Origin of the sequence: Vreelandella halophila (genome assembly GCF_019903425.1) — a bacterium.
GTDB classification, from domain to species: Bacteria; Pseudomonadota; Gammaproteobacteria; order Pseudomonadales; family Oleiphilaceae; genus Halospina; species Halospina halophila.
The window spans coordinates 45,239-63,692 of record NZ_JACHUZ010000012.1 but is presented as its reverse complement, the minus strand read 5'-3'; the positions used below and the strand labels follow the sequence as shown (position 1 = coordinate 63,692).

Here is an 18,454-nt window from a genome sequence, read left to right as displayed (position 1 = left end):
AAGACAGGAATACAAGTGCTCTCTAGGAGGCATTACGACATGAAACATACGAAAAGCACTCTTGCTCTCGCTGTGATTGCGGCTGCTGGCTTGACGGCCTGCGGCGGAGACAGTGGCGGCGGCGGTAACAATGCCGACAACGGTAATGGCGACAACGGCGATGGCAATGGTACCGGACAAGTAGGGAGCATCCAGGGCGATGTGACGAATCTGGATGGCCGCGGCGACTGGGGCAGTATCGTTCTGTCCGGTTACGGCAACATCAACATCGCCGGCGCTAGTGATAACAACCAGGCCCTGACCGAGGCCGTTCCGGATGGCGTTGAGCGCTACTATGGCGGTACCGACAACAACGACTCCAACGGTTCGATTGAGTACGCCGTTGTGGCAGAGACCGGTACAGCGTTCCGTCAGGACGAGGAAGTGCAGGGCGTCACGATTGAGGCATCAGGTTCTGGAACCAAGCTTGACCACATTCAGGTGATCAATTCGGACGATGATGGCATCGAGTGGTTCGGTGGCGCTGCCGACGCAAGTAATGTCGTGATCCAGGCTGCTACCGACGACTCGCTGGACCAGGACCAGGGCTGGCAGGGCACTGTCAAGACCGCACTGGTCATTCAGGGTCCGAACTCGGGCAACCGCGGCATGGAGACGGACAACAACGGCGACGACTTCGGTGCCACACCGAAGACGAAGCCGGTGCTGACCAACGTCACCATCCTCGGCCACAGGGGCAACGAAAGCGACCTGACCGCCGGTGCATTGCACCGCGAGGGCTATGGCGGCAAGGTATTCCGGTCCGTCTACACGGACAATACTTCCAGCGTGGCCGGCGGTGGCAGCAGCGTAACGAGCGAGTTCCAGGAAGGTTGCCTCGACGTCGACGACGAAGTTGACGGGGACATGGAATACGGTGACGTGCTCTTTAACTGCGCCGCGGGCGCCGTTTCGGGTGAAGACGGGGACGGCTTCCAGGGTACCTTCCAAAGTAGCGCTGAAGGTGATTTTACGGTTGACAACGACTTGACGATCGACAACCAGACGCTTGCGATCGGAACTGACGAGACAGCCGACGGTGACTCTAAAGGTCCGTTCACGACCGACAGCGGGAACCAGGTCACAGCCAACGACTGGCACGGTGCCGTGGATCCAAGCGCAGGCGCGCCCGACACCATCCCGGACAACGGTGGCCCCTTCTGGGACGGCTGGACATATAAGAGCAGCGATCTGTCCACCAACCTGCCGGGCAACGTGCAAGATTTCCATCCGCTCCAGGCCGAGATTGAAGCCGGTGACATCACGCCAGCTGATACATCCAGCGCTGAGGAATGCAACGCCAATGTCGGCAATGGTGATATCACCGGGCTCGAGTACGGTGGGCAGACCGATGTTTTCGGTGAAAGCTTCCCGGTTTGCGTGATCGACGACGGCGATCTTGACGGCGACTTCGCCCTGAGCAACGACCACGTCTATGTTCTCAACGAGACGGTCCAGGTCGGTAATGGTGACGTCGAGAGTGCTTCGGATCCGTCCACTGTCGCCAACAATACGCTGACCATCGACGCGGGTACTCAGATCTTCGGGAACAGCAACGCCCAGGCTTCCCTGGTAATCACGCGTGGCTCCGAGATCGATGTTAACGGCACCGCGGAACAGCCCGTTATCTTCGGTGGCGCTGACTTCCGGTGATCGGAAAACGCCCAGACGCCCGCTTGCGGGTGTAAGTAGAGAGGGGGCCTGCGGGCCCCCTTTTTTATGTTCCCAATAATAGTCGACTAATCGCTCTCAAACGGCTCGGCGACTGCGATACAGTTGCAGCAGAGCCCAACCCGATAATCCCCAGAACACCAGGCTGACCAGCAACCAGAGCGCACCGATCACCCCGAACAGGTCCGGGGCCTTCATCAGCGTGGTCATCAGCGAGTCCTCGTAGTAGAAAAACCAGGTATGCTCGGGTGGAAAGATCAGGTCATGGAGACCATAGAAGACTTTTACCGGGCCCAGAAGCGCCAGCAGGGAACCACCGGCGGCCAGAACCAGGGCGAACCCGGCCAGCACACGCGCTGGCCTGGGAGGCCTCAACCTCTGCCGGTAGGCAATCCATCCCAGCAGTATGCCCAGAGCCCCCGCCCCGGCGCCGGCCCAGTACAGGGCATCCACCAGCAGGGCCACATCCTCCAGATGTACAACCTCCGGTTCGCGCAACAGGCGGCTGTCACTGCCGTCGGGTCTCTGGTACTCGATGTCTTCGAGCCCCTGCCCCGAGCTTTGGATACTCTTGATAATGGCTGCAAACAGTGCCCTGTGCTCTTCCGGAGACGTTTCGTCGAAGCCCTGTTTGTAACGGTTCTCCGGGCCGTAGGTATGGATATGCTGCTGAATGTCCAGCAGCGGATGGGCCAGCGCATAGCCAAAGTTCACCTGGGCCAGCAGGTGCCAGGCCAGCAGGAAGGACAACAGGAGATGACTGATGAGGAAGGCAGGCCAGAACAACAGACGGCTTGGATGGCGCATAACATGGTTTCCCTGGTATGGATTCGAAGTACAGGGTTGGTCACTCCCTGAGGTTCTGAGAGGGGACCGTTAAGGGTCAATCAAAGGAACGGGGCTCAGGTACCGTATTGCCAGAACCTAGGCTGGTTAGATGACAGAACGGTGACAGCGCTGTCACATGGGCTGGTATGTCGAGAAATCCAGCTCCTTCGCGGATCGGCGAGAAACGGGGACATGGCCCAAATTGTCTCGACCGCTCGATTTGCGACAGCCATAACACTCCGGATCGTCAGTGGGTGACCTGTCCCACATCCCGCACTGACCGCGATTGGTAAACTGGCCGCCGCCTTTCCCGGGAACCCGGAGTCTGGAGGTTATGGCGATCCGGTTGATTACGGTCTTTTTCCTGTTCTGCGTCCTGTCCATCCCGTCCGCGCTGGCGTCCTCGCTGGAGCGCGCGCGGGATGCGCTCGACCAGGTTACCCCCGAGCGCGCCGAATCAATCCTGTCCGCGGATATCTCGCCCGGCAGTGTGAGCGAGGAGGAGCGGGATGAGCTGTTCTTCCTGCTCGCCGAGACCGCACGCCACTACGAGCACTTCAGTGAAGCGGGCAACCAGCTCAACCGCATCAGTGACCCGTTCTGGGGTGGCATGGGCTATTACAACCTGGCCATGGCGCACCTGGAGCGGGAATCCCTGAGTCGCACACGGGTCGCGCTTCGGGTGGTCCGTTCGCTGGCCGCCGGGGATGGCTCCCTGCGGGGCGCGGACCTGGTCAGTCGGGCGCATATCGCCGAGGGGCTACTGGCGCTGCGTGACGACGACCCCAGGCGAGCGGAGCAGGTCCTGAGCCGTGTGCGCACCGACAGCACCCTGGTCAGCGAGGGCCTCTATCTGCTCGGTATTGCCCGCGCTCGTAACGGCAGCCTGCACCGCGCCCTCCAGACCTGGCAGCGGGTAGAGCGCTTCCCGGTGGCCTGGCCGGGGGTGGTGGAGGCACGGCTGGTCCGCGTATGGGGTTACAGCGAATCCGGTCATCACAGTGAGGCGCTGATGACGGCGGAACGCAACCATGCCTACCTTGAGCGCAGCATCGAACGGCTTGATGGCCTGCGGGAGCAGGTAAGGGAACACGGGGTAGTGCGCCTGATCCGCTGGGAGCTGCAGGACGACCGGGATCTGGTTGAGTTCCTGCGTGGCAGCCGCAACCACACCCGTTCGCCACTGATCGCCTGGGTGCTGGAGTATGTCGCGGACGGCGGTGATCCCTCGGCGGCCCCGGCAAGGCTTGATGCGGGGTTTCTCGGTTTTCTGGCCGATGAACGTGAACGGCTTGGGGGCTTCCGGGACCGCAACCTCAGGCAGCAGGCCCTGGTCTATGAACAGGTGGCCCTGCGGCAGATGGACAGACCGGTGCAGCGGGGCGGCTGGGAATGATGCGTGCCGGTAGCCTCCTGAATGTTTGCCTCATTGCTCTGCTTGTGACCGCTGCCAGTGGTGCGGGCGCAACCGTGCTCATGCAGGAAGGCGCCTCAACCTTGGGGGATCTCAGCCCCATAGTCATCCGCAGCGGTAACGGCGCCAGCCCGGAGGCCTCACTGGAAGAGGCGGTGCGCCGTCATGCCCGGGTTTTCAGGCGAGCGGACGATCCGCTGGTGCGCGTGCGCACCCTCAACCGCATCCAGAACCTGCAAGCCCGTTTTGGTGATCCCCTGGGTCTTTCCGAGGAAGCTTCGGAACAACTGCACAGGGCCGCATTGGAGGACTTTGAGACCCTGCTTGCAGACGCGAAGGGCGAACGGGAAGCGGAGCTGCTTTACGAGGCGGCCCGGGCCAGTGATATCGCCGGACAGACACGGCGCTCCGTGGGCTATCTGGAACGGATTATGGAGCGGCATGGGGATTCGGCGTTCATGGCGGAAGCGGCATTCCGCACCGGTGAGTACCGCTTCAGCCAGGGCCGTTACACGGAGGCGGCGGAGGCCTTTGGGACGGCTCGTAAGTATGGGCCGGATGAGGATTTCCGCAATGACAGCCTCTACATGCTGGGATGGAGCCGCTTTCTCAATGACGAGGCCATGAACGCGGCCAGGCTGTTCCTGGTTTTCATGGATCGCTATCACGAACCGGGTACCGGTTTTGACAGGGTTTCGGGCAAGGATGCGGAGCAGGTAGCGGACGCCCAGCGGGTACTCAGCCTCATCGCCACCTATGACCGTGGTCCGGAAACCCTCGCGCGCGTCCTGGACACCCATGGTGACCGGCCCTATGCCGCCACACTCTATGATCACCTGCTGCGCTTCCTGCGGGAGCGTGGTGATCACCAGGGCAGTGTCGCCACCGCCGAAGCCTTCCGTGATCACTACCCGGAGCATCCCTCGGCCCCGGCCATGCTCACGGAAATTGTGGAGAGCTGGCGGTTGGCGGGCGATGCGGAGCGCATGCGTGATGCCATGGGCGCTGCGGTGGAAAACCATGCCGGGCCCGACGCCATGGCTGCGCTTGACCGGCCGGTGCGCCGGCAGGTGATGGGGTATCTGCGGACGCTGGGGGTATGGCACTACACTCGGGGGCAGGCTCTGGAGGGCGGTGAATCCCGCCGCCATTACCGCCAGGCATCCCGGCGTATGCGCCAGTACGCCGATCGCGTCGGACGCTTCCGGATGGAAGCCGGCGTGATGGGGACTGGCGCCGGCTATATGGTCCTGCTTGCAGGAGATGCCGCCCTGCGGGGTGGCCGCACCGCGGGTGCCGCCGACCTGTATGAGCGTGCCGCCTGGTCCGAGCCGCCCTTCCCGGGCGCGGGTGAGGCAGCCTATGCGCTGGTTCAGCTGCGCCATGACCAGTGGCGGAAACAGGAGGATGTCGATTCCAGGGATCGGCTGATCGCCGACGCCCGTCGCTTTGTTCAGGACTTCTCCTGGCACGCCGATATCAACGGTGTCCGCCAGATGCTGGCGAACCGCCTGTACGAGGTAGGGCGGTATGCCGAAGCACGCGGGGTGGCGCGGACCCTGGTTGAAGCCGATGCCACGGACGACCAGCGCAGGGCGGGCTGGATCCTGCTGGGCCATCTCCGCATGGACGCGGAGGAATACGCGGAGGCCGCCAGTGCTTGGGCCGAGGTGCGGCAGCTGACACCGGCGGATGATGACCGTCTGGTGGATTTCCGGGAACACCAGGGAGTGGCGCTCTATCAGGAGGCGCAACGGCTGGCAGCCGGTGAACAGTCAGAGCAGGCGCGACAATGGTTCCATCAGGCCTACAGGGCGGCGCCTGGCACAGAAGTGGCGGCCAGCGCCCGCTACGATGAAACCGGCCTGGTGCTGGGACTGGCGCAGTGGGATGAAGCCATCCGCCTTCTGGAGGCATTCCGCGAGCGCTTCCCGGAACATGAGCTGGCCCCAAGGGCGAACGAACGTATTGTTCATGCTCACCGCAAGGCGGGACGCCCCGGAGAGGCTGCGGATGCCATGCTGGTGGCAATCCCGACTGACCTGAACACGGAGGAACGCTGGCGCCGTCGTCTGAGGGCCGCTCGGTATTACCGCGAGGCGGGGCGGCTGGCGGATTCGGTGGCGCTGTACGAGCGTTACCTGGCGGAAGGGACCGACCATCTGGGCGGCCACGCCTTCCAGCAGGAGCGCCGACACGAACTCGCGCAGATGCAGGAGGCGCTTGAAAGAGAGGAGGCTCTGGCCGCGACCCACAGAGCCATTGTCGAGGTCGAGGAAGGGACCGGAGGTACAGCCCGGAGCGCCCGGCTGGCCAGCCGGAGCGCACTCTGGCTGGGCCGGCGTACCGCTGAAGGGTTCGAGCGGATCGAGCTGGGCGCGCCGCTGGAGGAATCCCTGGCGCGCAAGCGCGATGCCCTTGCCGAGAGTCTGGACTGGTTCCGCAGGGCGGAGCGTTTCGGCATTGCGGAGACAGCCACCGAAAGCACCTATCGCATGGCGGAGCTTTACCGCCAGCTGGCCCGGGATGTTCTTGACTCCGAACGCCCCTCAGGGCTGAGTGACCTCCAGACCAACCAGTACGAAATGCTGCTGGAAGAGGAGGCCTACCCCTTCGAGGAGAAGGCCATCGAGCTCCACCAGCGCAATCAGCAACGGATACCGGAGGGGCACTGGACGGGCTGGGTGAACCGCAGCCTCGACAGTCTGGCGGAGCTGTTCCCGGCCCGCTATGAGCGTGATCTGCAGTGGACGGAGGCCCGCCATGAAGCGGCGCGCTGAGTGGGGTGTGGTGTTCGCCATGGGCCTTCTGGCCGGCTGTTCCGGTATGCAGCCAGGCCCGGAGCCCGGCCGTATGCCCGACAGGGTGGAGCTGGTCACGCCGGCACTGGCCCCGTCAGATCGGGAACAACTGGAGCAGGTGCGCGCCTCGCTTGCTGGCGGCCGTGTGGACGCTGCCGGGCGCCAGCTTGAGCGGGTGGAAGGCGATCACCGCTTCCACCCGGATGTTCTGATGCTGCGGGCCATGGTGGCCCGGCACCAGGAAAGGCCGAAGCAGGCGGTACGGGCGCTGGAGGCTCTGCTGGATCAGTCACCGGAGCATGCGGCGGCCGCCAATGATCTGGCGCTGCTCTATCGCCAGCAGGGGCGCATCGACCCGGCCGCGGCGCTGCTGCGCCAGGCACTGGAGGTCAACCCGGAACACCCGCAGCTGCACTACAACCTCGCTGTTCTGTCCGAACTCTATCTGCTGGATCTCGAGCAAGCACTGGCCCATTACCGCCGCTACCAGTCGCTGACTGAGGTGGAGGATGAGGAAGTCGCACTCTGGATCCGGGACCTGGAACGGAGGGTGGAATGAAAACGTGGCAAAGAGCCCTGCTGATGGTGCTGCTGGCCATGCCGGTGAAAGCCCAGGACGACGCGGAGGGTATCCGCATCCAGGGCGTGGATGAGCGCCCGGGTGTGATGCACCTGATGCCCTGGCGGCTGCCCAGGGACGCGCCCATGGAGGCGCCCCGGGCGGAACAGGGGCGTCTGGGCGATCTCCTGAGTCCGCTCGATGACCAGAACTACCGCCGTTATCTCAGATACCGCAGTGACCCCGGCACGCTTCTGGAGGCGCTGCCGGGGGCTGCCTCAACCGGAGAGACCCGCTGACCATGCCGACACCGATAGCCAACGCAACGCAGATCCCACTGATGGAATCCGCAGTCCGTTTCTTCCAGCAAGGGGGGCTGTTCATGGTTCCCATTGCCCTGATCTTGCTCATTGGCCTCGCGATTGCGCTGGAACGGATGATCTACCTGCAGGTGGCACGACGCCGCAACCGCAGGGTCTTCGAGTCCGGCCTCTGGCCGCTGCTGCAGAAGGGGGAATTCCAGAAAGCCTCGAAAGCCGCGCGTGAGTCCGGTGTGGAAGTGGGTGAGATGGTGGCCGCCGGTCTGGCCCGGTTCCGCAACAGCCAGTCGCGCACGGATGTGGAATACGCCATGGAGGAAGGGCTGATGGAGGTGCTGCCACGCTTCGAGAAGCGTACCCCCTATCTCGCTACTCTGGCCAACGTGGCCACACTGCTGGGGTTGCTGGGCACCATCATGGGCCTGATCTCCGCGTTCACCGCCGTGGCGGATGCGGACCCGGCCAACAAGGCCAGCATGCTCTCGGACAGCATCTCCGTGGCCATGAACACCACCGCCTTCGGCCTGATGTCCGCGATTCCGCTGCTGCTGGCCCATGCCTATCTCCAGACCCGGACCAACGAAATGATCGACAGCCTGGAAATGGCCGGGGTCAAGCTCCTGAACCTGATCTCGGAAACCCAGGCGGGTAGTACCGCGCGCAGCGAAGGGTGAGGCCGGCCCATGAGACGACGCCGACATCGCCGGCAGACGGCGGAAGCGGACCTGAACATCACGCCCTTCCTGAACCTGATGATCGTGCTGGTGCCCGTGCTGCTGCTGAGCATGGTCTTCACCCAGACCCGCATCCTGGAGCTGAGTTTCCCGGAAGCCGGGGAGCGTCTGGACGAGATGGTGGACAACGGGGAGGACCTCGCGCTCTACGTAATCGTGCGTGACGGACGCCTGGAGGTGGGCGACCGCAACGGGGGCGTGCTTCGGCGGTTCGAGCCGGCCGAGGAAGGCGGCCCGGATTTTGCGGGGCTGCGCGAACTCCTCAAGGGCGTGAAGGAGCGTTTCCCGGACACTCGTGATATCCGGCTGCTCGCTGGGCCGGACACCGATTACCAGACGCTGGTGACCGCCATGGACACCGTCCGTGGCTACCCCGCGGTTGTGGCGGCGGATGCGGTCACCGCGGAACTCTTCCCGGACATTGCCCTGGGCGATGCGCCGGAACCGGCTGACACGGAGGCGGACTCATGAAGGAATCCCGCCGCGCCCGCCGTATCCAGCGCCACTACAGGCGCATGAACCGCCCGGGGGGGCTCAACCTGACCGCCCTGATGGATATCTTCACCATCCTGGTTTTCTTCCTGATGGTGAACTCCTCGGATGTGCGGGTCCTGCAGCAGGACAGCGATATCCAGCTGCCGAGTTCCGAGGCGGAGCAGGTCCCAGAGAGCATCCTGCGGGTGGTAGTGGCCGGTGACAGCATCCTGGTGGGTGGACGTGAGGTGGCGCGGCTCGACGGCGTGACCGAGGGTGATGGCGGCGAGGTCATCGCTGGGCTCGAGTCGCACCTGGCCGGGCGCCCGGAGGCCGGGAAGGATGCTGGCGCCATGATCGTGGCTGATCGCAGCCTGGATTACGCGCGCCTGCGCCCGGTCATGCGGAGTGCTGTGAACGCGGGCTATACCCGGCTTCATCTCGCCGTTGAAAGCACGCCGGAAAGTGAAGGAGGCACGCCTTGAGCCGCTCTCCGGCCCTGCCGTGGCGCAGTACCCGGGGCGAGGACCGCCTGCTCGGGGTGATACTGGCGGTGCTGCTGGTAGTGTTCCTGCCACTGGCCGTGTTGATCCCCGGTGTGGAGCTGCCGGAGCGGGCGCCGGATCCGAAGGAGGAGCCGGATCCCCAGGTGGCGCGCATGCTCGAGGATCCGGAGGAACCTGAGCCCGAGCCCGAGCCCGAGCCCGAGCTGGAACCCGAACCCGAGCCAGAGACCAGCGAACCGGAACCCGAAACGCAGCAGGCGCCCACGCCGGCCGAACCCGAGGAGACGGTGGAAGAGGCCCGGGAAGTGGCACGCGAATCCGGACTGGTGGGAATGCGGGACCAACTGGCGGAACTGAGGTCACTGGCCCCCGCTGCGGAAGCGGAACTCCGGGATCCTACGGGACGCAGTGAGGAGGGAAGCCGCGAGCTGCCGGAAGGCCCGGATGAAGAGCAGCTCATGGCGGATTCCGGAGGCCCTGGTGAGCCGGGCGGGGCGTCCGTGGAAGAGGGTGATATGGCCCGGCGGGACACCCGGGATATTGCTGGTTCCGGGGAAAGCGCCGACGCGCAGCCCTCGGAACCGGAGAAGCGCCCCATGGCCAACATCCGGGAGACCTTCGAGCGCAACAAGTCCGCGCTATTTTCCATCTACAACCGCGCCCGCCGTCAGAATCCGCTGCTTGAAGGCGAGGTGGTCCTGGCGTTGAAGATCGCGCCTGGTGGCAATGTGCTGGATGTGGAAGTGGCCGAGTCCACGCTGGGCAATGAGGAGGTGGCCCGGAAGATTGCCCAGCGGGTCGCGCTGTTCAATTTCGGCGCCATGGAGGTACCGGAGCGCTCGGTGCGGTTCCCGGTGGATTTCGCGCCACCGGGCTAGTAATCAGGCCGCCTGCCGGGGAGACTCTTCCCGGGGGCCAGGAGACTCGCCGTTGAGCTCCGTCAGGTTCTGGGTCATCAGGGAGCGGCGCCGTCGAGGCAGGTCAGCAGCATGGCCCAGAATTCGGAAAAGTCGTTCACGACCACATCCGGGCGGTAGGGGTGGTTGCTGTCGCCGGGGAACAGGCGGTTGAGTGCCGGCAGGTCCCACTGGGCGCTATTGAAGAAGACGGCGGTCTGGCCGGCACGCTGGGCCGCGGCCACGTCCGTGGTGCTGTCGCCCACGTACCAGATGTCCGGGTTTGGGGTTTCGCCCAGGCGTTCCGCCGCCAGAAGGAGCTGGTCCGGGTGAGGCTTGCGGTGGGGGACGTCGTCGCCGCAGATGTTGATGGTGAACAGTTCTGTCCAGCCACCGTCATCCACCAGTCGCAGCTCCTCCTCGAAGAATTCACGGTCGCGGTTGGTGATCACGCCGATGCGCAGGGGCAGTGTGTTCAGTGTCGAGAGCAGCTCCCGCACCCCCGGCTCCAGTGGCAGCACTGAGCCGTAGTGGCGGCGGTAATGATGCCGGAACACCTGATGGGCAAGGCTCTTGCTGGCGTCGTCCTCACCGAAGAGCACCTCGAAGATATCGGTCCTGGAGATCTTGCGGTCGGCGCGGACCTGGGGGTGCAGGCGGGAGTGGTCGCGTGCGTAGTCCACCAGGCGCTGTTCCTCGGGGGAGCGGGCATTGGAGGTGGTGGCGATGTTGTCCAGAAGACCCCGTTCACGGAGTTCCGGCAGCATGTCGTCGACCGCGTGGTACATGGCGTCCAGGGTATCCACGAGGGTGGCGTGCCAGTCGAACAGGATGACTCTGGGGCGTGCCAGGTTGACCACCGAGGGGTGCCAGTCCGGCTCAATCCGCGGTTCCGGTGGCCGGGGCGCCGGGTAGGGAGAGGGGCGCCCGGCGTCAAGCGTGGCCCGGGCACCGCCCTCCAGGTTTTCCGCGATGCGGTCGGTCAGTGCCTCGAAGGAGTGGGCGATGGCGGCCGGGTGGTGGTCGGGATCGCCGGCAAAACGGCGTTCGATGTATTCCGGTTCCCACTGGCCACCATTGAAGAACACCGGCGTGACGCTCGCATTGCCGGCGGTGATCATGTCCGTGGTGCTGTCGCCGACATACCATACCCGTCCGTCCGCGGGGCAGTTTGCGGCCTCCGCGGCTTTCAGGATGATCTCGGGGTCCGGCTTGTAGGCGGTGACATCCCCGGCACAGACGATAACGTCGATCAGGGGTGCCCAGCGTCCGCCATCCACCAGGGTGAGTTCATGCTCCAGGAATTCCCGGTTGCGGTTGGTGGCCACCCCCAGGCGGATGCCGGCGGCACGCCAGGCGCTGAGGTACTCGAAGATGCCTTCCTGAAAGGGCCTGACCTCGCCGTAGTGGCTGCGGTAACAGGCATTATAGGCCTCGTGGGCAATCTGCTTGGCCGTGGTGTTATCGCCAAATATGGCGTTGAAGATGTCGGTGCGGGAGACCCGGCGTTCCGAGAGGATGCGTGGGTGGAGCCGGCGGAAGAGTCGGATGTAGCGCACCAGCCGGGCGTCGTCAGCCGTCTTGCACTGGCCCTCCGGCAGCAGTTCCTCCACCAGACCCAGATCCTCAAGCTGGGGCAGCATCTCTTCCATGGCCGAGAACATCGCGTCGTGGGTGTCCACGAGGGTTCCGTGCCAGTCAAAGAGGATGAGTTCAGGTATCACTGAGGCGGGCCAGTTCACGGTGCAGCTCCGCTTCGTCGCCAAGGTTCAGTTCCACCAGGCGCCGGAGGTGGGTAGCGCTTTCCAGGTCCATGGACCGGCACTCGAACCCCAGGCAGTCATCTTCCTGGTGCCGCAGCGTGGCGCCCATGGTGATGTGGGTGGTGTTGTCCGAAAGCCAGATGGTGATGGTGTAGCCCTCACCGGGCTGGCCCGTGAAGTCCTCCGGCGCTTTCAGCAGGGCGCCGTGGAGCGAGATGTCCTGTACCTGGCTGGGCCATATGCGGTCTCCCAGGTGGATCTCACAGGCGGCATCGAAAAGGATGCGGCTGAAAAAGCGGCGTTCCCGGCTGGCCATGGGCAAACCTCATCAGGGTGTTTCCTTCACTACTATAGTGAAAGATGCCCTGATGGGGAAAACCAATCAGGCAAGTTTCTTGTGCTTGACCCGCTTGGGCACCCAGGCGTCCTCGCCCTTGCGGGCGCGCAGGTCGCGGTCGTAGTCCGAGAAGTTGCCCTCGTGGAAGACCACCTCGCCGTCGCTCTCGTAGGCCAGGATGTGGGTGGCGACCCGGTCCAGGAACCAGCGGTCGTGGGAGATGATCATGGCGCAGCCCGGGAAGACCAGCAGGGCTTCCTCCAGGGCGCGCAGCGTTTCCACGTCGAGGTCGTTGGTGGGCTCGTCCAGCAGCAGGACGTTGCCGCCTTCCTGCAGCAGCTTGGCCAGGTGCACCCGGTTGCGTTCACCGCCGGAGAGCTCCTTGATGCGCTTCTGCTGCTCGGCGCCCTTGAAGTTGAACCGGCCCACGTAGGCGCGGGACTGGGTCTGGTACTGGCCGACCTGGATGATGTCCTGGCCGTCGCTGATCTCCTCCCAGACGCTTTTCTCCTCGTTGAGTTCGCGCATCTGGTCCACGTAGGCCAGCTCCACGGTTTCGCCCAGCACGATTTGACCCTCGTCGGGCTCCTCGGTGCCGGCAATCATCCGGAACAGCGTGGACTTGCCGGCGCCGTTGCCGCCGATGATGCCAACGATGCTGGCCGGTGGAACGCTGAAGGTCAGATTCTCGAACAGGACCTCGTCGCCGTAGCGCTTGGTCACGCCCTCGACCTCGATCACCTTGTTACCCAGGCGCGGACCCGGTGGGATGTAGAGTTCGTTGGTCTCATTGCGCTTCTGGAATTCCTGGGAGTTGAGTTCCTCAAAGCGCTTGAGGCGGGCCTTGTTCTTGGACTGCTGGCCCTTGGCCTGGCTTTTCACCCATTCCAGCTCCTGCTGGACGGCCTTGCGCTGGGAGGCTTCCTGCTTGGCTTCCTGTTCCAGCCGCTTCTGCTTCTGTTCCAGCCACTGGCTGTAGTTGCCCTGGAAGGGGATGCCCTGTCCACGGTCCAGCTCCAGGATCCAGCCGGCGACGTTGTCCAGGAAGTAGCGGTCGTGGGTGATGGCCACGACGGTGCCGGGGAAGTCGTGCAGGAAGCGTTCGAGCCAGGCCACGCTCTCGGCGTCCAGATGGTTGGTGGGCTCGTCCAGCAGCAGCATGTCGGGGCTGGACAGCAGCAGCCGGCACAGGGCCACGCGGCGGCGCTCACCGCCGGACAGGTGATTGACGCTGGCCTCCCAGGGCGGCAGGCGCAGGGCGTCCGCCGCCACTTCCATGCGGCGCTCGATGTCATGGCCCTCGGAGGCCTGGATGAAGGCTTCCAGCTCGCCCTGTTCCTTGGCCAGGGCGTCGAAGTCGGCGTCCGGCTCGGCGTAGGCGGCGTAGATCTCATCCAGCCGTGCCAGCGCCTTGTGGACGCCCTCGACGGACTCCTCAATGATCTCCCGGACGGTCTTGTTCTCGTCCAGCTGCGGCTCCTGGGGCAGGTAGCCGATGTTCAGGCCCGGCAGCGGGCGCGCCTCGCCCACATAGTCCGTCTCAACGCCGGCCATGATCCTCAGCAGGGTCGACTTGCCCGCGCCGTTGAGGCCAAGAACGCCGATCTTGGCGCCGGGGAAGAAACTCAGGTTGATGTCCTTGAGGATCTCTTTCTTCGGGGGAACGACCTTGCCGAGGCCGCTCATGCTGAATACATACTGAGCCATGGGAATCGGTGTCCTGCTGGGAAGTCGGAAATTGGAAGCTTGAGTCTGGACGTACGTTAACCAATAGCGGCTTTCGAGGCAATAAAGACCGCCAGTGGCGGGCATTCTGGCGCGTCTTCGGGCAGCGGATGTTATTGCGTCCCCTTTTCGGTAGAATAGGCTCGCCTTCAGAGAGACCCCGAGAGTTCATCATCGACCATTTTCTGGCAAGCAAAGGCGTTCCTCGGGGCGCGTCAATTGCCAGCACATGAGAGGCTGACAATGTTTAAGCGAGATATGACCATTGCCGGTTACGACGAGGAAGTCTGGAATGCCATGGAGGCGGAAGTCCGCCGACAGGAAGAGCATATCGAACTGATCGCGTCCGAAAACTACACCAGTCCGCGCGTTATGGAAGCGCAGGGCTCGGCACTCACCAACAAGTACGCCGAGGGCTACCCCGGCAAGCGTTACTACGGTGGCTGCGAGCATGTGGACGTGGTTGAGGAGATCGCCATTGAGCGTGCCAAGAAGCTGTTCGGGGCGGATTACGCCAACGTCCAGCCGCACTCCGGCTCCTCCGCCAACAACGCGGTCTACCTGGCGCTGATGAAGCCGGGCGACACGGTGCTGGGCATGAGTCTGGACGCCGGTGGCCACCTGACCCACGGCGCCAGCGTGAACTTCTCCGGCAAGACCTACAATGCCGTACAGTATGGCCTGGACCTGGAAACCGGCATGATCGACTACGACGAAGTCGAGCGCCTGGCAGTCGAGCACCAGCCGCAAGTCGTGCTGGCCGGTTTCTCCGCCTATTCCCAGGAACTGGACTTCAAGCGCTTCCGCGAGATCGCGGACAAGGTCGGTGCTTACCTGTTCGTCGACATGGCGCACGTCGCCGGCCTGGTGGCCGCGGGTGTCTACCCGAACCCGGTGCCCTACGCGGACGTGGTGACCACCACCACCCACAAGACCCTGCGGGGCCCGCGCAGTGGCCTGATCCTGGCCAAGTCCAACCCGGACCTGGAGAAGAAGTTCAACTCCGCCGTATTCCCGGGCAGCCAGGGCGGCCCGCTGATGCACGCGATCGCCGGCAAGGCGGTGTGCTTCAAGGAGGCCATGCAGGATGATTTCAAGGAGTACCAGCAGCGCGTGGTGAAGAACGCCCAGGCCATGGCCGGGGTTTTCCAGGAGCGTGGTTTTGACGTTATTTCCGGCGGTACGAAGAATCACCTCTTCCTGCTCAGCCTGATCAAGCAGGACATCACCGGTAAGGACGCGGACGCCGCGCTCAGCAAGGCCAACATCACGGTCAATAAGAACGCTGTACCCAATGACCCGCGCTCGCCGTTCGTGACTTCCGGCCTGCGCATCGGCACGCCGGCGATGACCACGCGTGGCTTCGGCGAGACCGAGGCACGGGACCTGGCCGGCTGGATGTGTGATATCCTTGATGATCTGGAAAATGAAGAGACCATCGAGCGGGTCCGTAAGCAGGTTCTGGAGCTGTGCCGGCGTTTCCCGGTCTACGCTGACTGACCCCTGTCGACCCGCTTGCCGTCCGGGAGTGTAACGGATGCATTGCCCTTTCTGCGGCGAGGCGGATACCAAAGTGATCGACTCGCGCCTGGTTGCCGATGGCGACCAGGTGCGCCGCCGTCGTGAATGTCTGTCCTGTCGTGAACGCTTCACCACCTTCGAAGGGGCGGAGCTGATCATGCCCCGGGTGGTCAAACAGGACGGCTCGCGGGTTCCCTTCGATGAGGACAGGATGCGCGAGGGCCTGATGAAGGCCCTCGAAAAGCGCCCTGTGGATATCGAGGCCATCGAGGCCGCCATCAACCGGATCAAGTTCCGGCTGCGCTCCACCGGTGAACGGGAAGTGAAATCCCTGATGATCGGTGAGGAGGTTATGTACGAACTGCGCCAGCTCGACAAGGTGGCGTACGTCCGTTTCGCTTCCGTCTATCGCAGTTTCCAGGACATCAATGAATTCAAGGAAGAGATCGAGCGGCTGGGCCGTTCCGGTGACGTGGGTGATGAATCCCCCGTGACCGTGGCGGCACGGGCGTTGAAGGAATCCGTGGATAAATAGTCCGGAACCGGGTGCCCGCCTTGACCAACGCTTCCGATACCCGATACATGGCCCTGGCGCTGCAGCTTGCTGAACGCGGTCTGTACAGCGCACACCCCAACCCCCGTGTTGGTTGCGTGGTGGTCAGTGAGGGCGAAATCGTGGGCCGTGGCTGGCACCGCCGGGCCGGCGAGGCGCACGCGGAGGTGAATGCGCTCACCGAGGCGGGGGAGCGCGCGCGTGGGGCGAGCGTCTACGTGACCCTGGAGCCCTGCAGCCATCACGGGCGCACACCGCCCTGTGCCCAGGCGCTGGTGGATGCCGGTGTCGCGCGGGTGGTGGTGGCCACCGTTGATCCGAATCCAGCGGTGGCCGGCCGGGGGCTGGCCCTGCTGGAAGCGGCGGGCATCGAGACCCTCAGCGGGGTGCTTGAGGAGCCGGCACGGGCGCTGAATGCGGGTTTTCTGAGGCGCATGGCCGGTGGCGCACCCTGGGTGCGGCTGAAGGTGGCCGCCAGCCTCGATGGGCGTACCGCCATGGCCTCCGGTGAAAGCCAGTGGATCACCGGGCCGGATGCCCGGACGGACGTCCAGCGGCTGCGTGCCCGCTCCGGAGCCATCATTACCGGTTCCGGCACGGTAGTGGCCGATGATCCGTCGCTGACAGTGCGTGCCGGAGAGCTGGGCGATCCTGGCGGGAAAACGCTTCCGCCACGGCAACCCCTGCGGGTGGTGCTTGACCCCCGCCTGCGCACGGCGCCCGATGCCCGCGTGGTGACGGGGGAGGGCCAGTGCCTGGTGGTGACCACTGCGGCGGCGCTGGATGAAAACCGGGCCAGGCCGCTGCGTGACGGCGGTGCCGAGGTGGTGACCGTGGAACCCGATGGCAGTGGTCGTCCGGCGCTGCCGGCGGTTCTGGGGCTGCTGGCGGCGCGTGGCCTCAATGAGGTGCTCATTGAGGCAGGTGCGACACTGGCGGGTGCAGCCCTGGAGGCGGGTGTAATTGACGAGTTCTGGCTGTACCAGGCACCGACGATGCTGGGCAGTCGGGCGAAACCCATGGCGGAGCTGCCGCTGGATCGGATGGCGCAGCAGCACCGGATGGAGGTATGGGACCGGCGGGTGGTCGGCGCGGATCAGCGACTGATCCTGAAACCCGCAGCGTCCGGCCATTAAGTGACAGCGAACAGGGTGCAGAATGGCGCTGAACAGTATTGAGGAAATCCTCCAGGACATCCGCGAGGGCCGGATGGTTATCCTGATGGATGACGAGGACCGGGAGAATGAGGGCGATGTGATTATGGCCGCCGAGTGCGTCCAGCCCGAGCACGTCACCTTTATGGCCACGGAGGCGCGCGGACTGATCTGCATGCCCATGGCCCGCGAGCGCTGTGAGCGCCTTAACCTACCGCTGATGGTACAGCGCAACAGTTCCGGCTTTGGCACCAAGTTCACGGTCTCCGTTGAGGCAGCGAAGGGGGTGACCACCGGGATCTCCGCCGCCGATCGGGCGCGTACCGTGCAGGTAGCCGCCGCCCGGGGCGCCAGGGCAGAGGACATCGTGAGCCCCGGCCATATCTTCCCGCTGATGGCACAGCCCGGGGGTGTGCTGTCACGGGCCGGTCATACCGAGGCGGCCTGCGATCTGGCCAGTATGGCTGGGTTCGAGTCTGCCGGTGTGATCTGTGAGGTAATGAACGATGACGGCACCATGGCACGCCGCCCCCAGTTGGAGGAGTTCGCCGAACGTCACGGGCTGAAGATCGGTACCATCGCGGACCTGATCCACTACCGCACCATGAATGAGCGCACCGTGGAGTGCGTTGATCACTATGAAATGAAGACGGAATACGGGGTATTCCGACTGCACACCTACCGCGATTCCATTCAGGGTGAGACCCATCTGGCACTGACCATGGGCGAGGTGGACCCTGAGAAGCCGACCCTGGTCCGAGTGCATATCACGGACACCCTGCGGGATCTGCTGCACGCCAACTACCCGGGATCGCCGCGCTGGCCGCTCCACGAAGCCATGCGTAAGGTGGCGGCGGAAGGCTCCGGTGTGATCGTTCTGCTGAACAACGGCCAGGACAGCTACGCGCTGGAAGAGCGCATCCGCGGTTTCTTCGAGGCCCACGCCCAAGGGCTGAAGGCGCCGGATTCCACCGGCAGTTCCGGGGTCTACCTGACGGTGGGCACCGGGTCGCAGATCCTGCGTGATCTGGGCGTTGGCCGGATGCGGTTGATGAGCGCCCCCATCAAGTTCTCGGGGATTTCCGGCTTTGATCTGGAGGTTGTGGAATACCTCCCCTACGATGACGGGAACGACCAACAAGGTTAGGGCCCGCGACGG

Annotated in this window: 17 protein-coding genes; 13 read left to right on the top strand and 4 right to left on the bottom strand. The window is 64.3% G+C overall.

The window, feature by feature from the left end; all coding sequences use genetic code 11:
• Nucleotides 1-39 precede the first annotated feature (39 nt).
• Nucleotides 40-1,692: a hypothetical protein gene (locus H4I92_RS02825; RefSeq protein WP_077529145.1), complete on the top strand. Its 1,653-nt coding sequence runs from the start codon at nt 40-42 to the stop codon at nt 1,690-1,692.
• Nucleotides 1,693-1,788: 96 nt separating this feature from the next.
• Here the strand turns inward: H4I92_RS02825 and H4I92_RS02820 are convergent, their stop codons facing one another.
• Complete coding sequence (locus H4I92_RS02820; protein WP_077529144.1) at nt 1,789-2,517, bottom strand: lipoprotein intramolecular transacylase Lit; 729 nt, start codon at nt 2,515-2,517, stop codon at nt 1,789-1,791.
• Nucleotides 2,518-2,872: 355 nt separating this feature from the next.
• On the opposite strand from H4I92_RS02820, the gene H4I92_RS02815 reads away from it, so the two are divergent.
• Genes H4I92_RS02815 through H4I92_RS02780 form a run of 8 tightly spaced genes read left to right on the top strand, consistent with a single transcriptional unit; the run spans nt 2,873 to nt 10,224 of the window.
• Nucleotides 2,873-3,934, top strand: a complete 1,062-nt coding sequence (locus tag H4I92_RS02815; RefSeq protein ID WP_077529143.1) for a hypothetical protein — start codon at nt 2,873-2,875, stop codon at nt 3,932-3,934.
• On the top strand, nt 3,931-6,732 hold the full coding sequence (locus tag H4I92_RS02810) for an outer membrane protein assembly factor BamD (RefSeq protein ID WP_077529142.1): 2,802 nt from the start codon (nt 3,931-3,933) through the stop codon (nt 6,730-6,732). The genes H4I92_RS02815 and H4I92_RS02810 overlap by 4 nt, the downstream gene beginning before the upstream one ends.
• Complete coding sequence (locus H4I92_RS02805; RefSeq protein ID WP_179105607.1) at nt 6,716-7,312, top strand: tetratricopeptide repeat protein; 597 nt, start codon at nt 6,716-6,718, stop codon at nt 7,310-7,312. The genes H4I92_RS02810 and H4I92_RS02805 overlap by 17 nt, the downstream gene beginning before the upstream one ends.
• Nucleotides 7,309-7,611 carry a hypothetical protein gene (locus H4I92_RS02800; RefSeq protein WP_077529140.1) on the top strand — a complete coding sequence of 101 codons (303 nt, stop codon included), beginning with the start codon at nt 7,309-7,311 and terminating at the stop codon, nt 7,609-7,611. Before H4I92_RS02805 ends, H4I92_RS02800 begins: the two co-directional genes overlap by 4 nt.
• A gap of 2 nt (nt 7,612-7,613) precedes the next feature.
• Nucleotides 7,614-8,306, top strand: coding sequence for a MotA/TolQ/ExbB proton channel family protein (locus H4I92_RS02795; RefSeq protein WP_245800840.1), 693 nt, complete (start codon nt 7,614-7,616; stop codon nt 8,304-8,306).
• A 9-nt stretch (nt 8,307-8,315) separates the two neighbouring features.
• Complete coding sequence (locus tag H4I92_RS02790) at nt 8,316-8,837, top strand: ExbD/TolR family protein (RefSeq protein WP_077529139.1); 522 nt, start codon at nt 8,316-8,318, stop codon at nt 8,835-8,837.
• A complete protein-coding gene (locus tag H4I92_RS02785; RefSeq protein WP_077529138.1) occupies nt 8,834-9,325 on the top strand; it encodes an ExbD/TolR family protein in 492 nt (163 codons plus the stop codon). Before H4I92_RS02790 ends, H4I92_RS02785 begins: the two co-directional genes overlap by 4 nt.
• A complete protein-coding gene (locus H4I92_RS02780) occupies nt 9,322-10,224 on the top strand; it encodes an AgmX/PglI C-terminal domain-containing protein (protein WP_077529137.1) in 903 nt (300 codons plus the stop codon). The genes H4I92_RS02785 and H4I92_RS02780 overlap by 4 nt, the downstream gene beginning before the upstream one ends.
• A gap of 77 nt (nt 10,225-10,301) precedes the next feature.
• Here the strand turns inward: H4I92_RS02780 and H4I92_RS02775 are convergent, their stop codons facing one another.
• The 3 genes from H4I92_RS02775 to ettA all read right to left on the bottom strand — a co-directional run bounded on the left by H4I92_RS02775 (nt 10,302) and on the right by ettA (nt 14,049).
• Nucleotides 10,302-11,984: an HAD family hydrolase gene (locus H4I92_RS02775; protein ID WP_245800839.1), complete on the bottom strand. Its 1,683-nt coding sequence runs from the start codon at nt 11,982-11,984 to the stop codon at nt 10,302-10,304.
• Nucleotides 11,956-12,321, bottom strand: a complete 366-nt coding sequence (locus tag H4I92_RS02770; RefSeq protein WP_077529136.1) for a PilZ domain-containing protein — start codon at nt 12,319-12,321, stop codon at nt 11,956-11,958. The genes H4I92_RS02775 and H4I92_RS02770 overlap by 29 nt, the downstream gene beginning before the upstream one ends.
• A gap of 66 nt (nt 12,322-12,387) precedes the next feature.
• Complete coding sequence (gene ettA, locus H4I92_RS02765; protein ID WP_077529135.1) at nt 12,388-14,049, bottom strand: energy-dependent translational throttle protein EttA; 1,662 nt, start codon at nt 14,047-14,049, stop codon at nt 12,388-12,390.
• Nucleotides 14,050-14,310: 261 nt separating this feature from the next.
• On the opposite strand from ettA, the gene glyA reads away from it, so the two are divergent.
• From glyA to ribBA, 4 genes are read left to right on the top strand one after another with little or no spacing between them, the layout of a single operon-like run.
• The gene (gene glyA / locus H4I92_RS02760; protein WP_077529134.1) at nt 14,311-15,567 is read left to right on the top strand and encodes a serine hydroxymethyltransferase; all 1,257 of its coding nucleotides are present in this window, start codon (nt 14,311-14,313) and stop codon (nt 15,565-15,567) included.
• A gap of 37 nt (nt 15,568-15,604) precedes the next feature.
• Nucleotides 15,605-16,123, top strand: coding sequence for a transcriptional regulator NrdR (gene nrdR / locus H4I92_RS02755; RefSeq protein WP_077529133.1), 519 nt, complete (start codon nt 15,605-15,607; stop codon nt 16,121-16,123).
• An 11-nt stretch (nt 16,124-16,134) separates the two neighbouring features.
• Nucleotides 16,135-17,277 carry a bifunctional diaminohydroxyphosphoribosylaminopyrimidine deaminase/5-amino-6-(5-phosphoribosylamino)uracil reductase RibD gene (gene ribD / locus H4I92_RS02750; RefSeq protein WP_338072761.1) on the top strand — a complete coding sequence of 381 codons (1,143 nt, stop codon included), beginning with the start codon at nt 16,135-16,137 and terminating at the stop codon, nt 17,275-17,277.
• A 22-nt stretch (nt 17,278-17,299) separates the two neighbouring features.
• Entirely contained in the window at nt 17,300-18,442 is a 1,143-nt protein-coding gene (gene ribBA, locus H4I92_RS02745) for a bifunctional 3,4-dihydroxy-2-butanone-4-phosphate synthase/GTP cyclohydrolase II (protein ID WP_077529132.1), read from the top strand.
• Nucleotides 18,443-18,454 lie beyond the last annotated feature (12 nt).

What these genes read in the sequence shown, in the direction of transcription:
- H4I92_RS02770 (WP_077529136.1), bottom strand. Translation starts at nt 12,321, where the DNA reads ATGGCCAGCCGGGAACGCCGCTTTTTCAGCCGCATCCTTTTCGATGCC.
- H4I92_RS02795 (WP_245800840.1), top strand. Translation starts at nt 7,614, where the DNA reads ATGCCGACACCGATAGCCAACGCAACGCAGATCCCACTGATGGAATCC.
- ribBA (WP_077529132.1), top strand. Translation starts at nt 17,300, where the DNA reads ATGGCGCTGAACAGTATTGAGGAAATCCTCCAGGACATCCGCGAGGGC.
- ettA (WP_077529135.1), bottom strand. Translation starts at nt 14,049, where the DNA reads ATGGCTCAGTATGTATTCAGCATGAGCGGCCTCGGCAAGGTCGTTCCC.
- H4I92_RS02820 (WP_077529144.1), bottom strand. Translation starts at nt 2,517, where the DNA reads ATGCGCCATCCAAGCCGTCTGTTGTTCTGGCCTGCCTTCCTCATCAGT.
- glyA (WP_077529134.1), top strand. Translation starts at nt 14,311, where the DNA reads ATGTTTAAGCGAGATATGACCATTGCCGGTTACGACGAGGAAGTCTGG.
- H4I92_RS02810 (WP_077529142.1), top strand. Translation starts at nt 3,931, where the DNA reads ATGATGCGTGCCGGTAGCCTCCTGAATGTTTGCCTCATTGCTCTGCTT.
- H4I92_RS02790 (WP_077529139.1), top strand. Translation starts at nt 8,316, where the DNA reads ATGAGACGACGCCGACATCGCCGGCAGACGGCGGAAGCGGACCTGAAC.
- H4I92_RS02785 (WP_077529138.1), top strand. Translation starts at nt 8,834, where the DNA reads ATGAAGGAATCCCGCCGCGCCCGCCGTATCCAGCGCCACTACAGGCGC.
- H4I92_RS02800 (WP_077529140.1), top strand. Translation starts at nt 7,309, where the DNA reads ATGAAAACGTGGCAAAGAGCCCTGCTGATGGTGCTGCTGGCCATGCCG.
- H4I92_RS02825 (WP_077529145.1), top strand. Translation starts at nt 40, where the DNA reads ATGAAACATACGAAAAGCACTCTTGCTCTCGCTGTGATTGCGGCTGCT.
- H4I92_RS02815 (WP_077529143.1), top strand. Translation starts at nt 2,873, where the DNA reads ATGGCGATCCGGTTGATTACGGTCTTTTTCCTGTTCTGCGTCCTGTCC.
- nrdR (WP_077529133.1), top strand. Translation starts at nt 15,605, where the DNA reads ATGCATTGCCCTTTCTGCGGCGAGGCGGATACCAAAGTGATCGACTCG.
- H4I92_RS02805 (WP_179105607.1), top strand. Translation starts at nt 6,716, where the DNA reads ATGAAGCGGCGCGCTGAGTGGGGTGTGGTGTTCGCCATGGGCCTTCTG.